Source organism: Pseudomonas fluorescens Q2-87 (assembly GCF_000281895.1).
Classification (GTDB): domain Bacteria; phylum Pseudomonadota; class Gammaproteobacteria; order Pseudomonadales; family Pseudomonadaceae; genus Aquipseudomonas; species Aquipseudomonas fluorescens_S.
In genome coordinates this window covers 2312290-2328384 of sequence record NZ_CM001558.1, presented here as the reverse complement: position 1 = coordinate 2328384, position 16095 = coordinate 2312290, and the positions used below count along the sequence as shown (strand labels likewise).

At 61.5% G+C, this 16095-nt stretch carries 17 protein-coding genes; 9 read left to right on the top strand and 8 right to left on the bottom strand.

Features of this window, described 5'->3' with window-relative positions:
* Positions 1 to 126 precede the first annotated feature (126 nt).
* Genes PFLQ2_RS17115 through PFLQ2_RS17140 form a run of 6 tightly spaced genes read left to right on the top strand, consistent with a single transcriptional unit; the run spans position 127 to position 6196 of the window.
* Positions 127 to 3051: a monovalent cation/H+ antiporter subunit A gene (locus PFLQ2_RS17115; RefSeq protein WP_003180541.1), complete on the top strand. Its 2925-nt coding sequence runs from the start codon at positions 127 to 129 to the stop codon at positions 3049 to 3051.
* Positions 3051 to 3395, top strand: coding sequence for a Na+/H+ antiporter subunit C (locus PFLQ2_RS17120; protein ID WP_003180540.1), 345 nt, complete (start codon positions 3051 to 3053; stop codon positions 3393 to 3395). The genes PFLQ2_RS17115 and PFLQ2_RS17120 overlap by 1 nt, the downstream gene beginning before the upstream one ends.
* Positions 3392 to 5077 (top strand): monovalent cation/H+ antiporter subunit D, encoded by a 1686-nt coding sequence (locus PFLQ2_RS17125; protein WP_003180538.1) that lies wholly within the window; start codon positions 3392 to 3394, stop codon positions 5075 to 5077. The genes PFLQ2_RS17120 and PFLQ2_RS17125 overlap by 4 nt, the downstream gene beginning before the upstream one ends.
* Positions 5074 to 5562, top strand: coding sequence for a Na+/H+ antiporter subunit E (locus tag PFLQ2_RS17130; protein ID WP_003180536.1), 489 nt, complete (start codon positions 5074 to 5076; stop codon positions 5560 to 5562). The genes PFLQ2_RS17125 and PFLQ2_RS17130 overlap by 4 nt, the downstream gene beginning before the upstream one ends.
* The gene (locus PFLQ2_RS17135) at positions 5559 to 5837 is read left to right on the top strand and encodes a K+/H+ antiporter subunit F (RefSeq protein WP_003180534.1); all 279 of its coding nucleotides are present in this window, start codon (positions 5559 to 5561) and stop codon (positions 5835 to 5837) included. Before PFLQ2_RS17130 ends, PFLQ2_RS17135 begins: the two co-directional genes overlap by 4 nt.
* The gene (locus PFLQ2_RS17140) at positions 5834 to 6196 is read left to right on the top strand and encodes a Na+/H+ antiporter subunit G (RefSeq protein WP_003180533.1); all 363 of its coding nucleotides are present in this window, start codon (positions 5834 to 5836) and stop codon (positions 6194 to 6196) included. Before PFLQ2_RS17135 ends, PFLQ2_RS17140 begins: the two co-directional genes overlap by 4 nt.
* A 48-nt stretch (positions 6197 to 6244) precedes the next feature.
* On the opposite strand, the gene PFLQ2_RS17145 is transcribed toward PFLQ2_RS17140, so the two are convergent.
* The 3 genes from PFLQ2_RS17145 to PFLQ2_RS17155 form a co-directional block, all read right to left on the bottom strand.
* A complete protein-coding gene (locus PFLQ2_RS17145; RefSeq protein WP_003180531.1) occupies positions 6245 to 6682 on the bottom strand; it encodes a DUF3995 domain-containing protein in 438 nt (145 codons plus the stop codon).
* A 128-nt stretch (positions 6683 to 6810) separates the two neighbouring features.
* On the bottom strand, positions 6811 to 7821 hold the full coding sequence (locus tag PFLQ2_RS17150) for an ABC transporter substrate-binding protein (protein WP_003180529.1): 1011 nt from the start codon (positions 7819 to 7821) through the stop codon (positions 6811 to 6813).
* A gap of 187 nt (positions 7822 to 8008) precedes the next feature.
* Entirely contained in the window at positions 8009 to 8458 is a 450-nt protein-coding gene (locus tag PFLQ2_RS17155; protein ID WP_003180527.1) for a hypothetical protein, read from the bottom strand.
* Between the two features lie 427 nt (positions 8459 to 8885).
* Between PFLQ2_RS17155 and PFLQ2_RS17160 the strand changes: the two genes are divergently transcribed.
* The 3 genes from PFLQ2_RS17160 (at position 8886) to PFLQ2_RS17165 (ending at position 9806) form a co-directional block, all read left to right on the top strand.
* Positions 8886 to 9122 carry a hypothetical protein gene (locus PFLQ2_RS17160; protein ID WP_003180526.1) on the top strand — a complete coding sequence of 79 codons (237 nt, stop codon included), beginning with the start codon at positions 8886 to 8888 and terminating at the stop codon, positions 9120 to 9122.
* Positions 9123 to 9253: 131 nt separating this feature from the next.
* The gene (locus tag PFLQ2_RS27695) at positions 9254 to 9484 is read left to right on the top strand and encodes a hypothetical protein (RefSeq protein ID WP_033045976.1); all 231 of its coding nucleotides are present in this window, start codon (positions 9254 to 9256) and stop codon (positions 9482 to 9484) included.
* Positions 9485 to 9569: 85 nt separating this feature from the next.
* Entirely contained in the window at positions 9570 to 9806 is a 237-nt protein-coding gene (locus PFLQ2_RS17165) for a DUF2789 family protein (protein ID WP_003180522.1), read from the top strand.
* An 80-nt stretch (positions 9807 to 9886) separates the two neighbouring features.
* Here the strand turns inward: PFLQ2_RS17165 and PFLQ2_RS17170 are convergent, their stop codons facing one another.
* The 5 genes from PFLQ2_RS17170 to PFLQ2_RS17190 form a co-directional block, all read right to left on the bottom strand.
* Entirely contained in the window at positions 9887 to 11491 is a 1605-nt protein-coding gene (locus PFLQ2_RS17170) for a methyl-accepting chemotaxis protein (protein ID WP_003180520.1), read from the bottom strand.
* 175 nt (positions 11492 to 11666) lie between these two features.
* Positions 11667 to 12071 (bottom strand): TraR/DksA family transcriptional regulator, encoded by a 405-nt coding sequence (locus tag PFLQ2_RS17175; RefSeq protein ID WP_003180518.1) that lies wholly within the window; start codon positions 12069 to 12071, stop codon positions 11667 to 11669.
* Between the two features lie 325 nt (positions 12072 to 12396).
* Positions 12397 to 13419, bottom strand: coding sequence for an ABC transporter permease (locus PFLQ2_RS17180; protein ID WP_003180516.1), 1023 nt, complete (start codon positions 13417 to 13419; stop codon positions 12397 to 12399).
* Between the two features lie 89 nt (positions 13420 to 13508).
* Positions 13509 to 15062 carry a sugar ABC transporter ATP-binding protein gene (locus PFLQ2_RS17185; RefSeq protein ID WP_003180515.1) on the bottom strand — a complete coding sequence of 518 codons (1554 nt, stop codon included), beginning with the start codon at positions 15060 to 15062 and terminating at the stop codon, positions 13509 to 13511.
* Positions 15063 to 15138: 76 nt separating this feature from the next.
* Positions 15139 to 16065, bottom strand: coding sequence for a sugar ABC transporter substrate-binding protein (locus PFLQ2_RS17190; protein WP_003180514.1), 927 nt, complete (start codon positions 16063 to 16065; stop codon positions 15139 to 15141).
* Positions 16066 to 16095: the final 30 nt, after the last annotated feature.

Below are 16095 nucleotides of genomic sequence, written 5' to 3'. Positions count from 1 at the left end.
GCTCAGCTGAGATGGCGCGAAACAGGAAAACTCCACCTACCCTGTAGGATTCTGCGACATCCTCGCGGTTGGTGATCGGGAATACGCCACGTATGATCCTTGCCATCCCCCGCCGAATAGAAGCCTATGTCACTGATAGTTCTATTGCTTTTGCCCTTCATTGGCAGCTGTGTCGCGGCACTGCTGCCGCATAACGCCCGTAACGCCGAATCCTTGCTGGCAGGCCTGGTGGCCCTGGTCGGCACCGTTCAGGTGGCCTTGCTGTACCCGCAAATCGCCGATGGCGGCGTGATTCGTGAAACGTATTCCTGGCTACCCAGCCTGGGCCTGGATTTCGTGCTGCGCCTGGACGGGTTCGCCTGGCTGTTTTCGTTGCTGGTGCTGGGCATCGGCACGCTGGTGTCCCTGTATGCCCGCTACTACATGTCGCCGGACGATCCGGTGCCACGCTTCTTCGCCTTTTTCCTCGCGTTCATGGGCGCGATGCTCGGGCTGGTGATTTCCGGCAACTTGGTGCAGATGGTGTTTTTCTGGGAACTGACCAGCCTGTTTTCATTCTTGCTGATCGGCTACTGGCATCACCGCGCCGACGCCCGGCGCGGTGCCTACATGGCCTTGATGGTGACCGGGGCCGGCGGGCTTTGCCTGTTGGCCGGGGTTATGCTGCTCGGCCATGTGGTGGGCAGCTATGACCTGGATAAGGTCCTGGCCGCCGGCGACCTGATTCGAGCTCATGCCCTCTATCCCATCCTGCTCCCGCTGATCTTGATCGGCGCCTTGAGCAAAAGCGCGCAATTCCCTTTCCACTTCTGGCTCCCCCATGCCATGGCCGCTCCCACGCCGGTGTCGGCGTATCTGCACTCGGCCACCATGGTCAAGGCCGGGGTGTTCCTGCTGGCGCGGTTGTGGCCATCACTGTCGGGCAGTGAAGAATGGTTCTACATCGTCGGCGGCGCCGGGGCCTGTACGTTGCTGCTGGGCGCCTACTGCGCGATGTTCCAGAACGACCTCAAGGGGCTGCTGGCCTATTCCACCATCAGCCATTTAGGGCTGATCACCCTGCTGCTGGGCCTGAACAGTCCGCTGGCGGCGGTGGCGGCGGTGTTCCATATTCTCAATCACGCTACCTTCAAGGCCTCGCTGTTCATGGCCGCCGGGATCATCGACCACGAAAGCGGCACCCGGGATATCCGCAGGCTCAGTGGCCTGGTCCGCTTGATTCCGTTCACCGCCACGCTGGCAATGGTCGCCAGCGCGGCGATGGCCGGAGTACCGCTGCTCAACGGTTTCCTGTCCAAGGAAATGTTCTTCGCCGAGACCGTGTTCATTTCCGCCACGGCCTGGGTCGAGCTGGCGCTGCCGATCATCGCCACCATTGCCGGGACGTTCAGCGTTGCCTATTCCTTGCGCTTCACCGTGGACGTGTTCTTCGGCCCCACCGCCACCGACCTGCCCCATACGCCCCACGAGCCGCCACGTTGGATGCGCGCACCGGTGGAGCTATTGGTGTTCACTTGCCTGCTGGTAGGGATTTTCCCGGCCCAGGTGGTCGGTTCGTTGCTGGCTGCGGCCGCGTTGCCCGTGGTGGGCGGCACGCTGCCGCAGTACAGCCTGGCGATCTGGCATGGCCTGAACGCGCCGATGATCATGAGCCTGGTGGCCATGTCCGGCGGCGTCGTGTTGTACCTGCTGTTGCGCAATCAGTTGAGGCGCGGGCACATCAAACGCACCCCGTTCATTGGTCGGTTCAGCGGCAAACGCCTGTTCGAGCGCAGCCTGGTGGTGATGATGCGCCTGGGCCGCCGGCTGGAGCGGCTGATCAGCACCCGGCGCCTGCAAGCCCAGTTATTCTGGCTGGTGCTGGCGGCGGTACTCGCCGGGTTGATCCCGATGCTGAATTCCACGCTGGTCTGGGGCGACCGGCCGAAGATCCCCGGTTCCATCGTGTTCGTCATTCTCTGGTTGCTGGCCATCGCCTGTGCCCTGGGCGCGGCGTGGCAAGCCAAGTACCACCGGCTCGCGGCCCTGACCATGGTCAGCGTCTGCGGCCTGATGACCTGCGTGACCTTCGTCTGGTTCTCCGCGCCCGACCTGGCCTTGACCCAACTGGTGGTGGAAGTGGTCACCACGGTACTGATCCTGCTCGGCCTGCGCTGGCTGCCACGGCGGATCGAAGATGCATCGCCACGGCCCAACAGTGAGCGACGCGCGCGCATCCGGCGCCTGCGGGACTTGCTGTTGTCCATCGCGGTGGGTGGCGGCATGGCGCTGCTGGCCTATGCGATGCTGACGCGCCAGACGCCCAACGACATCTCCTCGTTCTACCTCAGCCGGGCCCTGCCCGAAGGCGGCGGCAGCAACGTGGTGAACGTGATGCTGGTGGATTTCCGTGGCTTCGACACGCTGGGCGAGATCACCGTGCTGGTGGCGGTGGCCCTGGCAGTGTTCGCCCTGCTCCGGCGTTTCCGCCCTCCGAAGGAAAGCATGCAGTTACCGGCGCAACAGCGCCTGCTGGCGCCGGATGTGGTCACCGACCTGGTCAACCCGCGCCATGCCAGCGACACCGCGCTGGGCTTCATGATGGTGCCGTCGGTGCTGGTCCGCTTGCTGCTGCCGGTCGCCCTGGTGGTGTCGTTCTACCTGTTCATGCGCGGTCACAACCAACCGGGCGGCGGTTTTGTCGCGGGGTTGGTGATGTCCGTGGCGTTCATCCTGCAATACATGGTCGCCGGCACCCAGTGGGTCGAGGCGCAAATGAGCCTGCGACCGCTGCGCTGGATGGGCACCGGGCTGCTGTTCGCCACCGCCACGGGCCTGGGGGCGATGGCCGTGGGTTATCCGTTCCTGACCACCCACACCTGGCATTTCGAATGGCCGCTGCTGGGTGATATCCATGTGGCCAGCGCGCTGTTCTTCGACATCGGTGTATACGCCGTGGTAGTCGGTTCCACCCTGTTGATCCTCACCGCCCTGGCTCACCAGTCGGTGCGGGCCCATAAACCGGGCCTGCAAGCCAAACCCGTCGCCCCCGTCAAAGGAGCCACCGCCTGATGGAAGAAGTCATCGCAATCGCAATTGGCGTCCTGGCCGCCTCCGGTGTCTGGCTGGTGTTGCGGCCCCGGACCTTTCAAGTGGTCATGGGTCTGTGCCTGCTGTCTTATGGCGTGAACCTGTTTATCTTCAGCATGGGCAGCCTGTTCATCGGCAAGGAACCGATCATCAAGGACGGCGTGCCCCAGGACCTGCTGCACTACACCGACCCGCTGCCACAGGCCCTGGTGCTGACTGCCATCGTGATCAGCTTCGCCATGACCGCGTTGTTCCTGGTGGTACTGCTGGCGTCCAGGGGCCTGACCGGCACCGACCACGTGGACGGCCGGGAGCCCCGGGAATGATGTTGACGCCTCACCTGATCGCCGCGCCCATCCTGCTGCCGCTGCTGACCGCTGCAGTGATGCTGATGCTGGGCGAGAAACACCGGCCGCTCAAGGCTCGGATCAATCTGTTCTCCAGCCTGCTGGGCCTGGGCATCGCCGTGCTGTTGCTGCGCTGGACCCAGGACCAGGCCCTGCCCGCGTCCATCGGCGTGTACCTGCCAGGCAACTGGCAGGCGCCGTTCGGCATCGTGTTGGTGGTCGATCGCCTATCAGCCCTGATGCTGGTGCTGACCGGCATCATCGGCGTCAGCGCCCTGCTCTTCGCCACCGCCCGCTGGGACCGCGCCGGGGCCAGTTTCCATGCGCTGTTCCAGATCCAACTGATGGGCCTCTACGGGGCCTTCCTGACGGCGGACCTGTTCAACCTGTTCGTGTTCTTCGAAGTGTTGTTGGCAGCCTCCTATGGTTTGCTGTTGCACGGTTCGGGGCGGGCGCGGGTGTCGTCGGGCCTGCATTACATTTCCATCAACCTGCTGGCCTCGTCGCTGTTCCTGATCGGCGCGGCGCTGATCTACGGTGTCACCGGCACGTTGAACATGGCCGACCTGGCCCTGAAAATCCCGCTGGTGCCGGAAGCCGATCGCGGCTTACTCCACGCCGGGGCCGCCATACTTGCGGTGGCGTTCCTGGCCAAGGCGGGCATGTGGCCGCTGAACTTCTGGCTGGTGCCGGCCTACAGCGCTGCCAGCGCGCCGGTGGCAGCGCTGTTCGCGATCATGACCAAGGTCGGCGTCTACACGATCCTGCGCCTGTGGACATTGCTGTTTTCCGGCCAGGCTGGCGCTTCCGCCTATTTCGGCGCCGATTGGCTGGTCTACGGCGGCATGGCGACCATCGTCTGCGCCGCCATCGCCATCCTGGCGGCCCAGCGCCTGGAGCGCATGGCCAGCCTGAGCATCCTCGTATCAGCGGGGATCCTGTTGTCGGCCATTGGCTTTGCCCAACCTAACCTGGTGGGCGCGGCCCTGTTCTACCTGGTGAGCTCGACGCTGGCGCTTTGTGCGCTGTTCTTGCTGGCCGAACTGATCGAACGCTCACGCTCGGCCAACGACATGTCCATGGACGATGACCTGGACACCTTGCCAAAACCATTGGAATCCCTGGAACCGCCCAAGGGCATCAACCTCGACGACGAACAGAAAGCCGTCGTCGGGCAAGTGATTCCCTGGACCATGGCGTTCCTTGGCTTGAGTTTTATCTTCTGCGCCCTGCTGATCATCGGCATGCCGCCGCTGTCGGGATTCATCGGCAAGCTGGGCCTGCTGAGTGCCCTGCTCAATCCCCAAGGGCTCGGGGCCAGCGCCGGGGCACCGGTGTCGAACCAGGCGTGGGGCCTGTTGGCGTTGCTGATCCTGTCGGGGCTGGCCTCGTTGATTGCCTTCTCCCGCCTGGGCATCCAACGTTTCTGGACGCCACAGGAGCGCCCATCACCATTGCTGCGGCCTTTCGAATGCCTGCCGATCATCGTGCTGCTGGGGCTGGGCATCGCACTGACGTTCAAGGCCGAGCCATTGCTGCGCTATACCCAGTCCGCCGCCGAGGCGCTGAACACCCCGGAACACTACGTGATGTCGGTGCTCGCCACCCGCGCCGTGCCCAGCCCCGAAGCCAGCGCCGCCCTGCGGGAGGTACAGCCATGAAGCGCCTGTTTCCTGCCCCCTGGTTGTCCCTGGCGCTCTGGCTGCTGTGGCTGGTATTGAATGCGTCTGTAAGCGCCGGCCATATGTTGTTGGGGGCTGCGTTGGGCTTCGTGGCACCGCTGATGATGCGTCCGCTGCGCCCGCGCCCGATCCGCATTCGCCGCCCGTGGGTGATGCTGCGCTTGTTCCTGCTGGTGGGCCGCGACGTGTTGGTCTCCAACCTGCTGGTGGCCTGGAGTGTATTGAACGCCGGACGTCGGCCGCCTCGCTCGCGGTTCATCAAGGTGCCGCTGGACCTGCACGACGCTAACGGCCTGGCCGCGCTGTCGATGATTACTACCGTGATCCCCGGGACGGTCTGGTCGGAACTGGCCCTGGACCGCAGCGTCTTGCTGCTGCATGTATTCGACCTGGAGGACGAGGCGTCATTCATCGCGCATTTCAAGACCACCTACGAACGCCCGCTGATGGAGATTTTCGAATGAGCCCGCTGCTGTCCAATGCGATTGTGTTGAGCCTGTTCCTGTTTTCCGTGGCGATGGTGTTGACGCTGTTGCGGCTGTTCAAGGGGCCTTCGGCGCAGGATCGGGTCCTGGCCCTGGATTACCTGTACATCGTGGCAATGTTGATGATGCTGGTGCTGGGTGTCCGTTATGCCAGCGACACTTATTTCGAGGCAGCGTTGTTGATCGCCCTGTTCGGCTTTGTCGGCTCGTTTGCCCTGGCCAAGTTCCTGTTGCGTGGCGAGGTGATCGAATGACCGGCCAATTGTCGATGTGGGTTGAAATCCCGGTGGCGATCCTGCTGGTGCTCAGTAGCCTTTTTGCCTTGGCCGGGGCCATTGGCCTGGTGCGCTTGAAGGATTATTTCCAGCGCATGCACCCGCCGGCCCTGGCTTCCACGCTGGGAGCCTGGTGCGTGGCGCTGGCCTCGATCATCTATTTTTCGGCGCTCAAGTCCGGGCCGGTGCTGCATGCCTGGCTGATACCGATCCTGCTGTCGGTTACCGTACCGGTGACCACCCTCCTGCTGGCCCGCGCCGCGTTGTTTCGCAAGCGCATGGCGGGGGATGATGTGCCGGCGGAGGTCAGTAGCCGCCGAAACGGCAAGGATGGCTGACAGCGAGGACATCCTTGCCACACAAAACGGGTTGTGTCCCGCTGTCGTTCAGGCCCAGGCCACTGTCAGCAAGCCCGCCCCAAGCACGACACACAATGGCGAATAGACCCAAGTATCGAGCTTGGCAAACCTCGATCCCTTGACCTCCTTGAAAAAGCCTACCAGGTTCGACTCGCCAATGGCCCGGGCGAACATCAGCAGGGCAACTGCGCTGATCAGCCATTGCAATGCACGATGGGTGACGGGCGGTGCCAGCAGGCCGACCCGCAGGCACACCAGAACCGCAATCATCAACAGCGACAGCGCGACCACCAGGGTCAGCCAGCCCGAGGGGTTGAACGCCGGACGCAGCGACCCGCCTTGCTTGACCGGCACCTGGGGCACCACCGCCAAGGCCGCCCAGCGCCCACCCAGGGCCCAATACACATGCATAAAGCTGATGGCCGCAAATACTGCGACCAGCGACCGAGCCAATAGAAGCGTCATTCGCCAGCCTCCTGAAAAAGGTTGAACAATCATCCTAGCTTGAATTTGGCATTTTGCTGGACGGACACAGGGTGCCAGTTGCCAGCCGATGACGCATTGCTCAGGATCAAGAGTTCAGCCCACAGGACCTACAGGCCGGCGGAAACCTTGTCTGCCACTTCCTTGGGCAGCCATGCTTGCCAGACTTGCGGATGGGCCTTGAGGAACGCCTCAGCAGCCTCCCGGGGTGGCGTGCGCTTCTCGCTCATGTCCGCCAAGGCCTTGTTCAATGGCTCGATGGGCAGGTCGACCTTGCTGAAGAACTCGGCAACGTCCGGGTGTTGTTTCTGGAACGGCGCTGACACGCCAATCGACAGTTTCGAGGCCAGCGACCGGGTTGGCTTGGGATTGGGGTTATCGGCATCGGTCAGGGTTTTCCAGGCCTCGGCGTCGAACGGCGGCTCCTGCAGCTGCACCAGTTTGAAGCGCCCGAGCAGTGGCGTCGGCGACCAGTAATAAAACAGGATCGGCTTGCCCCGACGGATCGATGAGTTGATCTCCGCATCCAGCGCTGCCCCCGAACCACTGCGAAAGTTCACGTAGCTGTCGGACAGGCCGTACGCCTTGAGCTTCTGTTTATTGACCACTTCGGAGGTCCAGCCAATGGGGCTGTTGAGGAAGCGGCCCTTGTCGGGGCTCTCCGGGTCCTTGAAGACGTGCTTGTAGCGCGCCAGGTCCTCGACGCTGCGCAGGTCCGGCGCCAAGGGCTTGATGCCCTTGGCCGGGTCGCCCTTGATCACGTATTCCGGCACCCACCATCCCTCGGTCGCGCCCTTGACCGTATCGCCCAGGGCGATCACCTTGCCCTCGGCCTCGGCCTTGACCCACACCGGGCTGCGGCCGGCCCACTCCTCGCCGATCACTTGTATGTCGTTATTGGCCAGGGCGGTTTCCAATGTAATGGTGGTGCCCGGCAAAGTGTCGGTCTGCAACCCGTAGCCTTTTTCGACGATGATCCGCAGGATATCGGTGATCAGGCTGCCACTTTCCCAATTCAAGTCAGCGAAATGGATCGGTGCTGAAGCAGCCGACGCCCCAAGTGGCGAAACCAACACGGCGAAGGTGGCCCAGGCAGCCAGCCACTGTCGAACTCGTTTCATGCTTTATCCCTCGTGCCAGACCTAGCCATAGCTGAACGGCCCTGCGTAACCAAACGCAAGTCCCTGAATAGTTCAGTCAATTGACTGTAGCCGAGGTTCCAGCGAGACCCAGTGAAACTGTAACCGGTTTGACCGCAGGGGCCGTGCAAACCCGGTCCTCAGGCGTTTTTCACCGATACCGAGCGTGTCACTCGCTGGCCTTGAAGGATATAAGTTCACCCTTGCGCCATTTGGCCGCCTTGGCTGTGACCGCCTTGAGCGTCTTGGTCAGGCCTTCCTGCAGCTGTTCGTTGGCCGCAAATACGGTCACCACGCTGTGGCCTTCCTTGAACAGGATGGCCTGGCCGCCAGTGGTCGTGACGAAGGCGTAGTCACCCAGGCCATAGACCGTCAGTTTGATTTCGCGGAAGCGGATTTCAAACTTGCCGCCTTCACGACTGGGCAATACCGCGGCCCGGAAATGATCACCGACCTTGAGCTCAAGCCTGGGCTTGTCATCGACTACCAGGGCCGACTCGGTGTCGATTTCGGCAACATAGATACCTTCAGCGGTCTGTTCGGTGATGTAGACGAAACGTGACTGGAAGAGTTTGACCAGTTTTGCCCGCAGGTCACCCAGTACAAACAGCGCATGCATGTCGAGATTACTTACTGCCAAGGAAACATCCCCATCTTTGAAAACGGCCCACCCTCAGGAAAGGACGGACCACGAGAACCCGTGCCGACTGTCATGTCGCAATGGACCTGTAACTAGAAATTCGAAGTGAACGGTGCGCCCTGTCCCGGGCGCAGAGCAGACTAATGGTTGTCGCTCTCGCCGTCTTTCCCGACGGGGCGTCAGAGGCTGAAGGAAAACGCCACGCTGAGCATCGGAAAAGTGGGACTACTAACTTTAGGGAAATTTCTCACTTATAAAAGCATTTTTCTGACATCGAGCCGAAAAAAAATTGCTTTAGATAGGCACAACCGTCCACACGACACCGGCGATTCTAGAGCAGCCTGAGGCGTGGAGACTACTCGAAGTACCCGTCAATTCGTCGGTAAACCATAGAAAAGGAATTCACATGGCCAGTTTCACCGCCCTGCCCCAACCCATCATCCCTTGCATTGCTGAAGCTCACGCCCCCCTGGACAGGGTCGATTGCCTCCCAGTCTCGTTGATTCAACCGCGTTACCGGGTCGTCCTGGCGGGCAAGTGTTTTTTTCATATTGAAGAAACTTCCACCGGGCGTGTAAGAGGTTTCCGCACCGACCATAACGAGGCCTGCAACCTGGCCAGGCATTTGGAACGCAACGGCTGATCGGTAAATACGTCGCTGCGTGACTAAACTCAGCCGCCGATAGGCAACTGCTGCCATACTGCCCGCCAGCAAAGACTGCCCCCTATCGGCAGTTCGCGCACCCATGACATGATTTGAGGAGAAGGCGCGACGTGACGGAATTTGATATCGGCGAGTTTTTTATCCGGGGCGAAGCCAGAGAGGTCGAAGGCGAGTTCCAGGCCGTCATCGTAATGCGTGCCAAGCCGCCCCTGACCGCCGTCAGTTGGCACCAAGTGGAAAAGGATCGCTGGTTCAAGACTCCGGAAATCGCTGCCGAAGCCGCCAGGGAAGCGGCCAAGGCACTGAAGGTCGCGGTGGATGAAGGGGCCCTGAAAGCCTGATCCGATCGAACTCCTGGCGACCGCTTGCCTCAGATAAAGGGAAGCAACCGGGCGCCATGACGGCGCCCACCCAAAGGAGCCCCCCATGGAACAGCCTTCGCACGACCTCAGCACCCTATTCGATCAACTCGGCCTGCCGTCGGACGGCAACGCTATCGACGACTTCATCATGGCGCACCCACTGCCGCCGGACATCAAACTGGTGGAAGCCGATTTCTGGTCGGACCAGCAGCAAGAACTGCTGCGGGATTGGCTGCTCGCTGATGGCGAAGAGGCGGTGCTGGTGGATCAACTCAATGTGCGCCTGCACGACGGTAAATAGCGGCAACCACCCTTGACCAAGTGCAAGACAGCTCCCTCGCCACCATAGTCCCGTGCAAGCCAGTGGTTTTGTATCGAAGCCTAGCGCGGCTTCTCAGGCTTATAGCCCAACCGCAAACCACCCCAATGCCGGCCCTTGAGCATGATCGGCACGGAAAGATCGTGCATCAGCTCCCCCGTGTCACGGGTGTAGGTCTGCAACAGCACGGGTTGCTGGTGGCTACCGCAGCGAATCCCGGTGCGATCGGAGAATTTGCGCTTGGTGCGGTTATTCAGTGTGTCCACCTGCGGGTCGCCCGTCAGTGGCTGGCTGAAGACCTTGTTATGTGTAGGCACGTAACCCTGCTGAGTGCAGGCAATCGCGAACACCAGGCCCTCGTGTCGGGCCAGCAACGGTTCCTGGATCGGCGGCAGCACCTGATCGGTGTAGCGGTCGAAACGGGTCTGGTACTTGGCAGGCTGGGTATTGGGGATCGGCTGGTAGTTACGGTCGAACAGGTCTTCAAGGCTGACGCGCCCCTGGTCGATGTCGGCTTCGAATTGCGCAGCGATCCGGCTCGCCCCTTCCAGCGCCAGGTCGTAGACCCGCTGGTGATAATCGTCCAGGCCCACCTCGGCCAGGCGTTCGCTGATGGTTTCGGCCTGCCCCTCCATCTGCACAGCCGCCTCGGCCAGGCGTTGGGTCTGCTGGTCGCTGACTGACAAGTCGCCGCGCATCTGCTCGATGGCATGGAACAGGCTGTCGAGTTGTTCGCGATTGGTGTCTGTGCCCTGGGCGATGGCGCTGACCTGCGTCTCGACCCCTTCTGCGAGTCGGGCGATGTTTTCCAGATGCTGGCCGGTGTGCTCCACCTGTCGCACGCCGCTGTCCAGATCAGCCGCCAGTTGACGGATCTGTTCCACCACTTGGGCGGTGCGCTGCTGGATGTCCGCCACCATCACCCCGACCTCGCCGGTCGCCGCCGCTGTGCGCCCGGCCAGGCCACGGACCTCATCGGCCACCACGGCGAACCCACGACCATGCTCACCGGCTCGTGCCGCTTCGATGGCCGCGTTCAGCGCCAGCAAGTTGGTCTGGCTGGCAATCGACTGAATCACCAGGCTGACCCGTTGGATCTCATCGCTGCGCACGCTCAAGGCCTCGATCAGCTCACGGCTGTCGTTGGCACGCTGGCTGAGCTGGTGCATGCGGCTGATGGATTCCACCAGCTCGCTGCGCCCGGCCACGCTGCTGCGATGGGCCTCGCTGGCGGCGCTCAGGGCCTGCTGGCTGAGTTGGGAAGTGGCCTGCTCGGTTTCGATCATCGACTCGGCACTGCTGACGATCTGCGCCGCCGCATCGAGTTGTGACTGGACCCTGCCGGCCAATTGCTTGACCGAATAGGCGACACCGGCCGCCGAGAGCGCGTTATGGCTGGTGGTGTAGGACAAATCGCGAGTCAGGTCGGCCAATGTGTCGGTCGCCGGTTCAGGCGCGGCGGCCAGGCGCGAACGCAGGCGCGGCAACCAGACGATGAGCATCACCAAGGGCAGTCCCAGGTACAGCGACCAGCCGCCCAGGGCCATGCCGCACAACAGCAAGGACAAGGCAAGACTCTGCAAGGTCGGCGTCAGCCAGCGTGCCTTGCTGTGTGTCTCAGGTACCGAGGCCGGCACCGCACCCGTTAGAGATCCGTCTGTCGCCATGTTCGTCACCACACTTTTCGTTGTTATGACCGCATTAAACGCCACTACCGAGCCATTATCCATGGTCCATTAGTCGCGTTCTTGCAGCAGGTCAACGGGAGTAGAGAGACAGACACGGGAAAGCAAAAGATCGCGGCCTCCTTCAAGAAGGCCGCGATCTTTTAGAGAGCGCGAATCAAGCCTGACGCTGGTGCTTGTCGATCTGCTCGTGACGTTCCTGGGCTTCGATGCAGTACTTGGTGGTCGGGCTGATCAGCAGGCGCTTGAGGCCAATGGCCTCGCCGCTGTCGTCGCACCAGCCAAAGCTGTCATCGTTGATACGGTCCAGGGCCTGCTCCAGTTGGGGCAGCATGCGCTGGTCGCGATCGATGGCGTTGACCAGCCAGGTACGCTCTTCTTCTACGGAAGCAGCGTCAGCCGGGTCAGCCGGGGTGTCCAGGCTCTCAATGGCGATTCGGTTCTGTTCGATGCGCTCGTGGGTTTCGACTTTCATGTTCTGCAACAGCTTGGTGAAGAAAGCCAGCTGCTCGGCATTCATGTAGTCATCCGCCGGCATGGCCAGCAACTTTTCCTTTGTCATTGATATCTCTATAAAAAACGTGCATTAAGGCGAATTATGGAGCGTCCCGCAGCGCAGCTGCCGCGCTCATCGGGAAGGCGCCGTCTCTTCCAAGCGCCACCCGGCACTCAATTTACGAGGGGCGGCAGTCTAAGGCCGAGTCGAGGCCTCAGCAACTGAAAACATAGGGAAAATGTCCGACAACCCCTTCAAATGTTCTCTGACAGGCTTTTGGTGATCGTCGGAGTGCGTTTATAACAAGAAATTCGGTGCAATAGCTGTATTAAGAAGACAAATGGCAACGCCACGCGGGTCAGGCGTGGCGCTTTGTCGCAGAAAAAACCGATCAGCGCTTGAGTTTGCGTTTATTGCGGTATTGATCAATGACCACCGCCACCACAATGATCAGCCCTTTGATGATGTCCTGGATGTAGGCGTCGACACCGACAAAGGTAAATCCGCTGGCCATGACTCCAAGGATCAGCGCCCCGATCACCGTCCCGGTGATACGTCCCACCCCGCCCGCCAGGCTGGTTCCGCCAATCACTGCCGCTGCAATCGCGTCCAGCTCATAGGACATGCCCATGCCCGCTTGCCCGGTTGCCGCCCGTGCCGAGGCGACTACGCCGGCCAACCCCGCCAGCAACCCGGCAATGCTGTACACGATCACCAGGTGGCGCTTGACGTTAATGCCCGAGGTCCGCGCCGCCTGCATGTTGCCGCCGATGGCGTAGGTGTATTTGCCGTACTTGGTGTAGCGCAGGGCGATGTGGAAAATCACCGCCACCACCAGGAAAATGATCACTGGCATGGCGCCGTGGCCGATGGCAGTGTAGGAATCGGACAACATGCTCACCGGCTGGCCTTCGGTGTAGTAGCGCGCCAGGCCGCGGGCCGAGACCATCATGCCGAGGGTGGCGATAAAAGGCGGGATGCCAGTCAAGGCGATGATGCTGCCGTTGATTGCCCCGGCCAGTAGCCCCACACCGAGCCCCGCCACCACGGGTATCCACACGGGCAAATCCGTCAGGGACGGGAATACCGCCCTGGCGAAGTCCGAGGTCTGGGCCAGGCTGGCGGCAATCATTGCCGAGAGCGCCAGCACCGAGCCAGACGACAAGTCGATACCGGTAGTAATGATCACCTGGGTCACGCCGATGGCCAGCAGGCCGATGATCGACACTTGCAGGATCATCAGCACCAGGCGCTGGGAGTTCATCAGGAAACTCTGGTCGCGCATGATCCAGCCGAACATTTCGAACACCAGGCCGATGCCGATCAACACCAGGAAGATACTCAGCTCCGTCGGCAGCCGTCGGCGCGTCCTGGCCGGTGCGGCGGCGGGTTTGTTTTCCAGTATCGCGTTCATAGCCATTCACCTTTTTTTATCTGTGATGAGGAAGCCAGCTCCGTCACCACGGGATTAATGCTCGACTTGTCTATCTGAGCCGACTGGCATCAGGACAGGCCCGAGGCCAGTTGCATGACCCGCTCCTGGGTCGCTTCACTGCGGTCGAGGGTGCCCATCAGGTCACCTTCGTGCATCACCATGACCCGGTCGCTCATGCCCAGTACTTCCGGCAGTTCCGAGGAAATCATGATGACCGCCATGCCTTCGCTGGCGAGGTAGGAAATGAGTCGGTAGATCTCGGCCTTGGCACCGACGTCAATGCCGCGGGTCGGCTCGTCGAGGATCAGGATGCGTGGGTTGGTCATCAGCCAACGCGCCAGCAGCGCTTTCTGCTGGTTACCGCCGGACAGCGTGTCGATGCACTGTTCCAGCGACGGGGTCTTGACCCGCAGCTTCTTGCACATGTCCTCGCACAGGGCGCGCAGGGCTTTTTGCTGGATGAAGCCGTTGCCGACGTAATGGGGCAACACCGCCATTTCCATGTTTTCCAGTACGGACAGGCAGGGAAACAGGCCACTGAGCTTGCGGTCCTCGGTCAGCAGGGCGAAACCTTTCTCGATGGCCATGTGCGGATCGCCGATGCGCACCGGTTGGCCGTCCAGCCGGATTTCACCGCCGGTCGCCGGGGTCACACCGAAAATTGCCTCGGCCACGTTGGTCCGCCCCGAGCCCATCAGCCCGGCAATGCCGAGGATTTCCCCGGCATGCAGGTCGAAGGACACGCCTTTGAAGATGCCGTCCAGGCTCAGGTCGCGTACCGACAACACCAATTCACCGATGGGCTTTTCCCGCACCGGGAACAACTGGCTCAATTCACGCCCGACCATCATCGAGATCAGGCTGTCGCCGTCCATGCTGTCGGCCCGTTGCAGGCCGATGTAGGCGCCGTCGCGAAACACCGCCACTTCATCGGCGATGGCGAACACTTCGTTCATTTTATGGGTGATGTAGATAATGCCTTTGCCCTGGGATTTCAGGTCGGCAATGATCGAAAACAAATGGGCGACTTCAGTCTCGGTAATGGCCGAAGTCGGTTCGTCCATGATCAGGATGTCGGAGTCGTAGGACACTGCCTTGGCGATCTCGACCATCTGCCGCTCGGCGATGCTCAGGTTGCCCACCTGCTCTTCAGGGTCGAGTTTGATGCGCAGGCGCTCCAGCAGTCTGGCGGTGCAGCGATGCATTTCGCCGTGGTCGACCATGTGCAGCCCGTTGAGCTGCTCGCGACCGATCCAGATGTTCTCGGCGATGCTCATGTGGGGCATCAGGTTCAGTTCCTGGTGGATCATTGCAATGCCGGACTGCAAGGCCGCCAGGGGCGTGTCGAAGGTCACCGGCTTGCCGCGCAGGCGCAGTTCACCGGCATCGGGTTGGTAGATACCAGCGATGATTTTCATCAGGGTGGATTTGCCCGCGCCGTTTTCGCCCATCAGCGCCAGGACGGAGCCTGGACGTACCCGCAGTTGCACATCGGACAGGGCCACCACGCCGGGAAAGCCTTTGCTGACATTGACGACTTCCAGCAGGTACGGGTCGTCAGGTATTACATCCGGCTGGAACGTCATCGCCGGGGCGCTCGAAGCAGTGGCTGAAGCGAACATGATCAGGTACTCCCTGAGCAAGGTCGCAAGCGACCTTGCCTGTTTTATTGTTGTGGTAGAGCCGGTGCGTCGGGCGTCACTTGAACTGGTCGACGTTATCCGGCGTGATCAAGCGGTACGGCACCCAGACAGCCTGCTCGACCGGCTGCTTCTTGACCATTTTCACCGCCGTATCGATCGAGCCATCGGCCTGGCCTTTGGCGTCCTGGAACACCGAGACCGCCATCTCGCCTTTCTTGATGGCGTTCAAGCCGTCCGGCGTGCCATCGACCCCGGCAATCAAGACGCTCCCCTTCTTGGTGCCCGCTTGCTTGAGAGCCATGGCGGCGCCGATAGCCATTTCGTCGTTGTTGGCCACCACCGCTTGGAACTCACGCCCCTGGGTCAGCCAGTCGTTGACCAGGGTCATGCCCTTGTCCCGCGACCAGGTGCCGGTCTGTTGTTGCTCGATCTTGATGTTCGGGTATTTGGCGAGGATGTCCTTGACGCCCTTGGTGCGGTTCGTGGTGGAGTTGTTGGCGAGGTCGCCCAGCAGGATCACGATGTCGCCCTTGCCGCCCATCTTGTCGGCCAGGTATTGCATCTGCATGCGACCGGCTTCCAGGTCGTCGGAGGCAACGGTGACCACGCCTTCCGGCAACTTCGGATCGTCCGGCCGACGGTTCACGTACACCAGTGGGATGCCGGCGGCCACCGCAGCCTTGGTGATGCGCTGGGTCGCGGCGGTGTCGACCGGGTTGACGATGAGTGCGTCGACCTTCTGGCTGATGAAACTTTCCACCTGGCTCAGTTGCTTGACCACGTCGCTGCGGGCGTCTTCGAACTGCAAGGTAACGCCGTCCGGCAGGGACTTGGCCTTCTTGTCCATGGATTCGCGCAGGTAGGTCAACCAGGTGTCATCGAACTGGGACATGCTGACGCCAATCTTCAGGTCCGCCAGGGCAGCGCCGCTGGTGAGCATCAATGACAGGGCCAGCGAGGCGATGCGGGTCTTGGTCTTCATGAACGGTCTTTCTCCACTTTTTTGTTGGTT

Coding starts and splice junctions, on each gene's coding strand:
- PFLQ2_RS17125 (WP_003180538.1), top strand. CDS start 3,392: ATGATGTTGACGCCTCACCTGATCGCCGCGCCCATCCTGCTGCCGCTG.
- PFLQ2_RS17140 (WP_003180533.1), top strand. CDS start 5,834: ATGACCGGCCAATTGTCGATGTGGGTTGAAATCCCGGTGGCGATCCTG.
- PFLQ2_RS17190 (WP_003180514.1), bottom strand. CDS start 16,065: ATGAAGACCAAGACCCGCATCGCCTCGCTGGCCCTGTCATTGATGCTC.
- PFLQ2_RS17175 (WP_003180518.1), bottom strand. CDS start 12,071: ATGACAAAGGAAAAGTTGCTGGCCATGCCGGCGGATGACTACATGAAT.
- PFLQ2_RS17185 (WP_003180515.1), bottom strand. CDS start 15,062: ATGTTCGCTTCAGCCACTGCTTCGAGCGCCCCGGCGATGACGTTCCAG.
- PFLQ2_RS17165 (WP_003180522.1), top strand. CDS start 9,570: ATGGAACAGCCTTCGCACGACCTCAGCACCCTATTCGATCAACTCGGC.
- PFLQ2_RS17155 (WP_003180527.1), bottom strand. CDS start 8,458: ATGCATGCGCTGTTTGTACTGGGTGACCTGCGGGCAAAACTGGTCAAA.
- PFLQ2_RS17120 (WP_003180540.1), top strand. CDS start 3,051: ATGGAAGAAGTCATCGCAATCGCAATTGGCGTCCTGGCCGCCTCCGGT.
- PFLQ2_RS17135 (WP_003180534.1), top strand. CDS start 5,559: ATGAGCCCGCTGCTGTCCAATGCGATTGTGTTGAGCCTGTTCCTGTTT.
- PFLQ2_RS17145 (WP_003180531.1), bottom strand. CDS start 6,682: ATGACGCTTCTATTGGCTCGGTCGCTGGTCGCAGTATTTGCGGCCATC.
- PFLQ2_RS17150 (WP_003180529.1), bottom strand. CDS start 7,821: ATGAAACGAGTTCGACAGTGGCTGGCTGCCTGGGCCACCTTCGCCGTG.
- PFLQ2_RS17170 (WP_003180520.1), bottom strand. CDS start 11,491: ATGGCGACAGACGGATCTCTAACGGGTGCGGTGCCGGCCTCGGTACCT.
- PFLQ2_RS17115 (WP_003180541.1), top strand. CDS start 127: ATGTCACTGATAGTTCTATTGCTTTTGCCCTTCATTGGCAGCTGTGTC.
- PFLQ2_RS17130 (WP_003180536.1), top strand. CDS start 5,074: ATGAAGCGCCTGTTTCCTGCCCCCTGGTTGTCCCTGGCGCTCTGGCTG.
- PFLQ2_RS17180 (WP_003180516.1), bottom strand. CDS start 13,419: ATGAACGCGATACTGGAAAACAAACCCGCCGCCGCACCGGCCAGGACG.
- PFLQ2_RS17160 (WP_003180526.1), top strand. CDS start 8,886: ATGGCCAGTTTCACCGCCCTGCCCCAACCCATCATCCCTTGCATTGCT.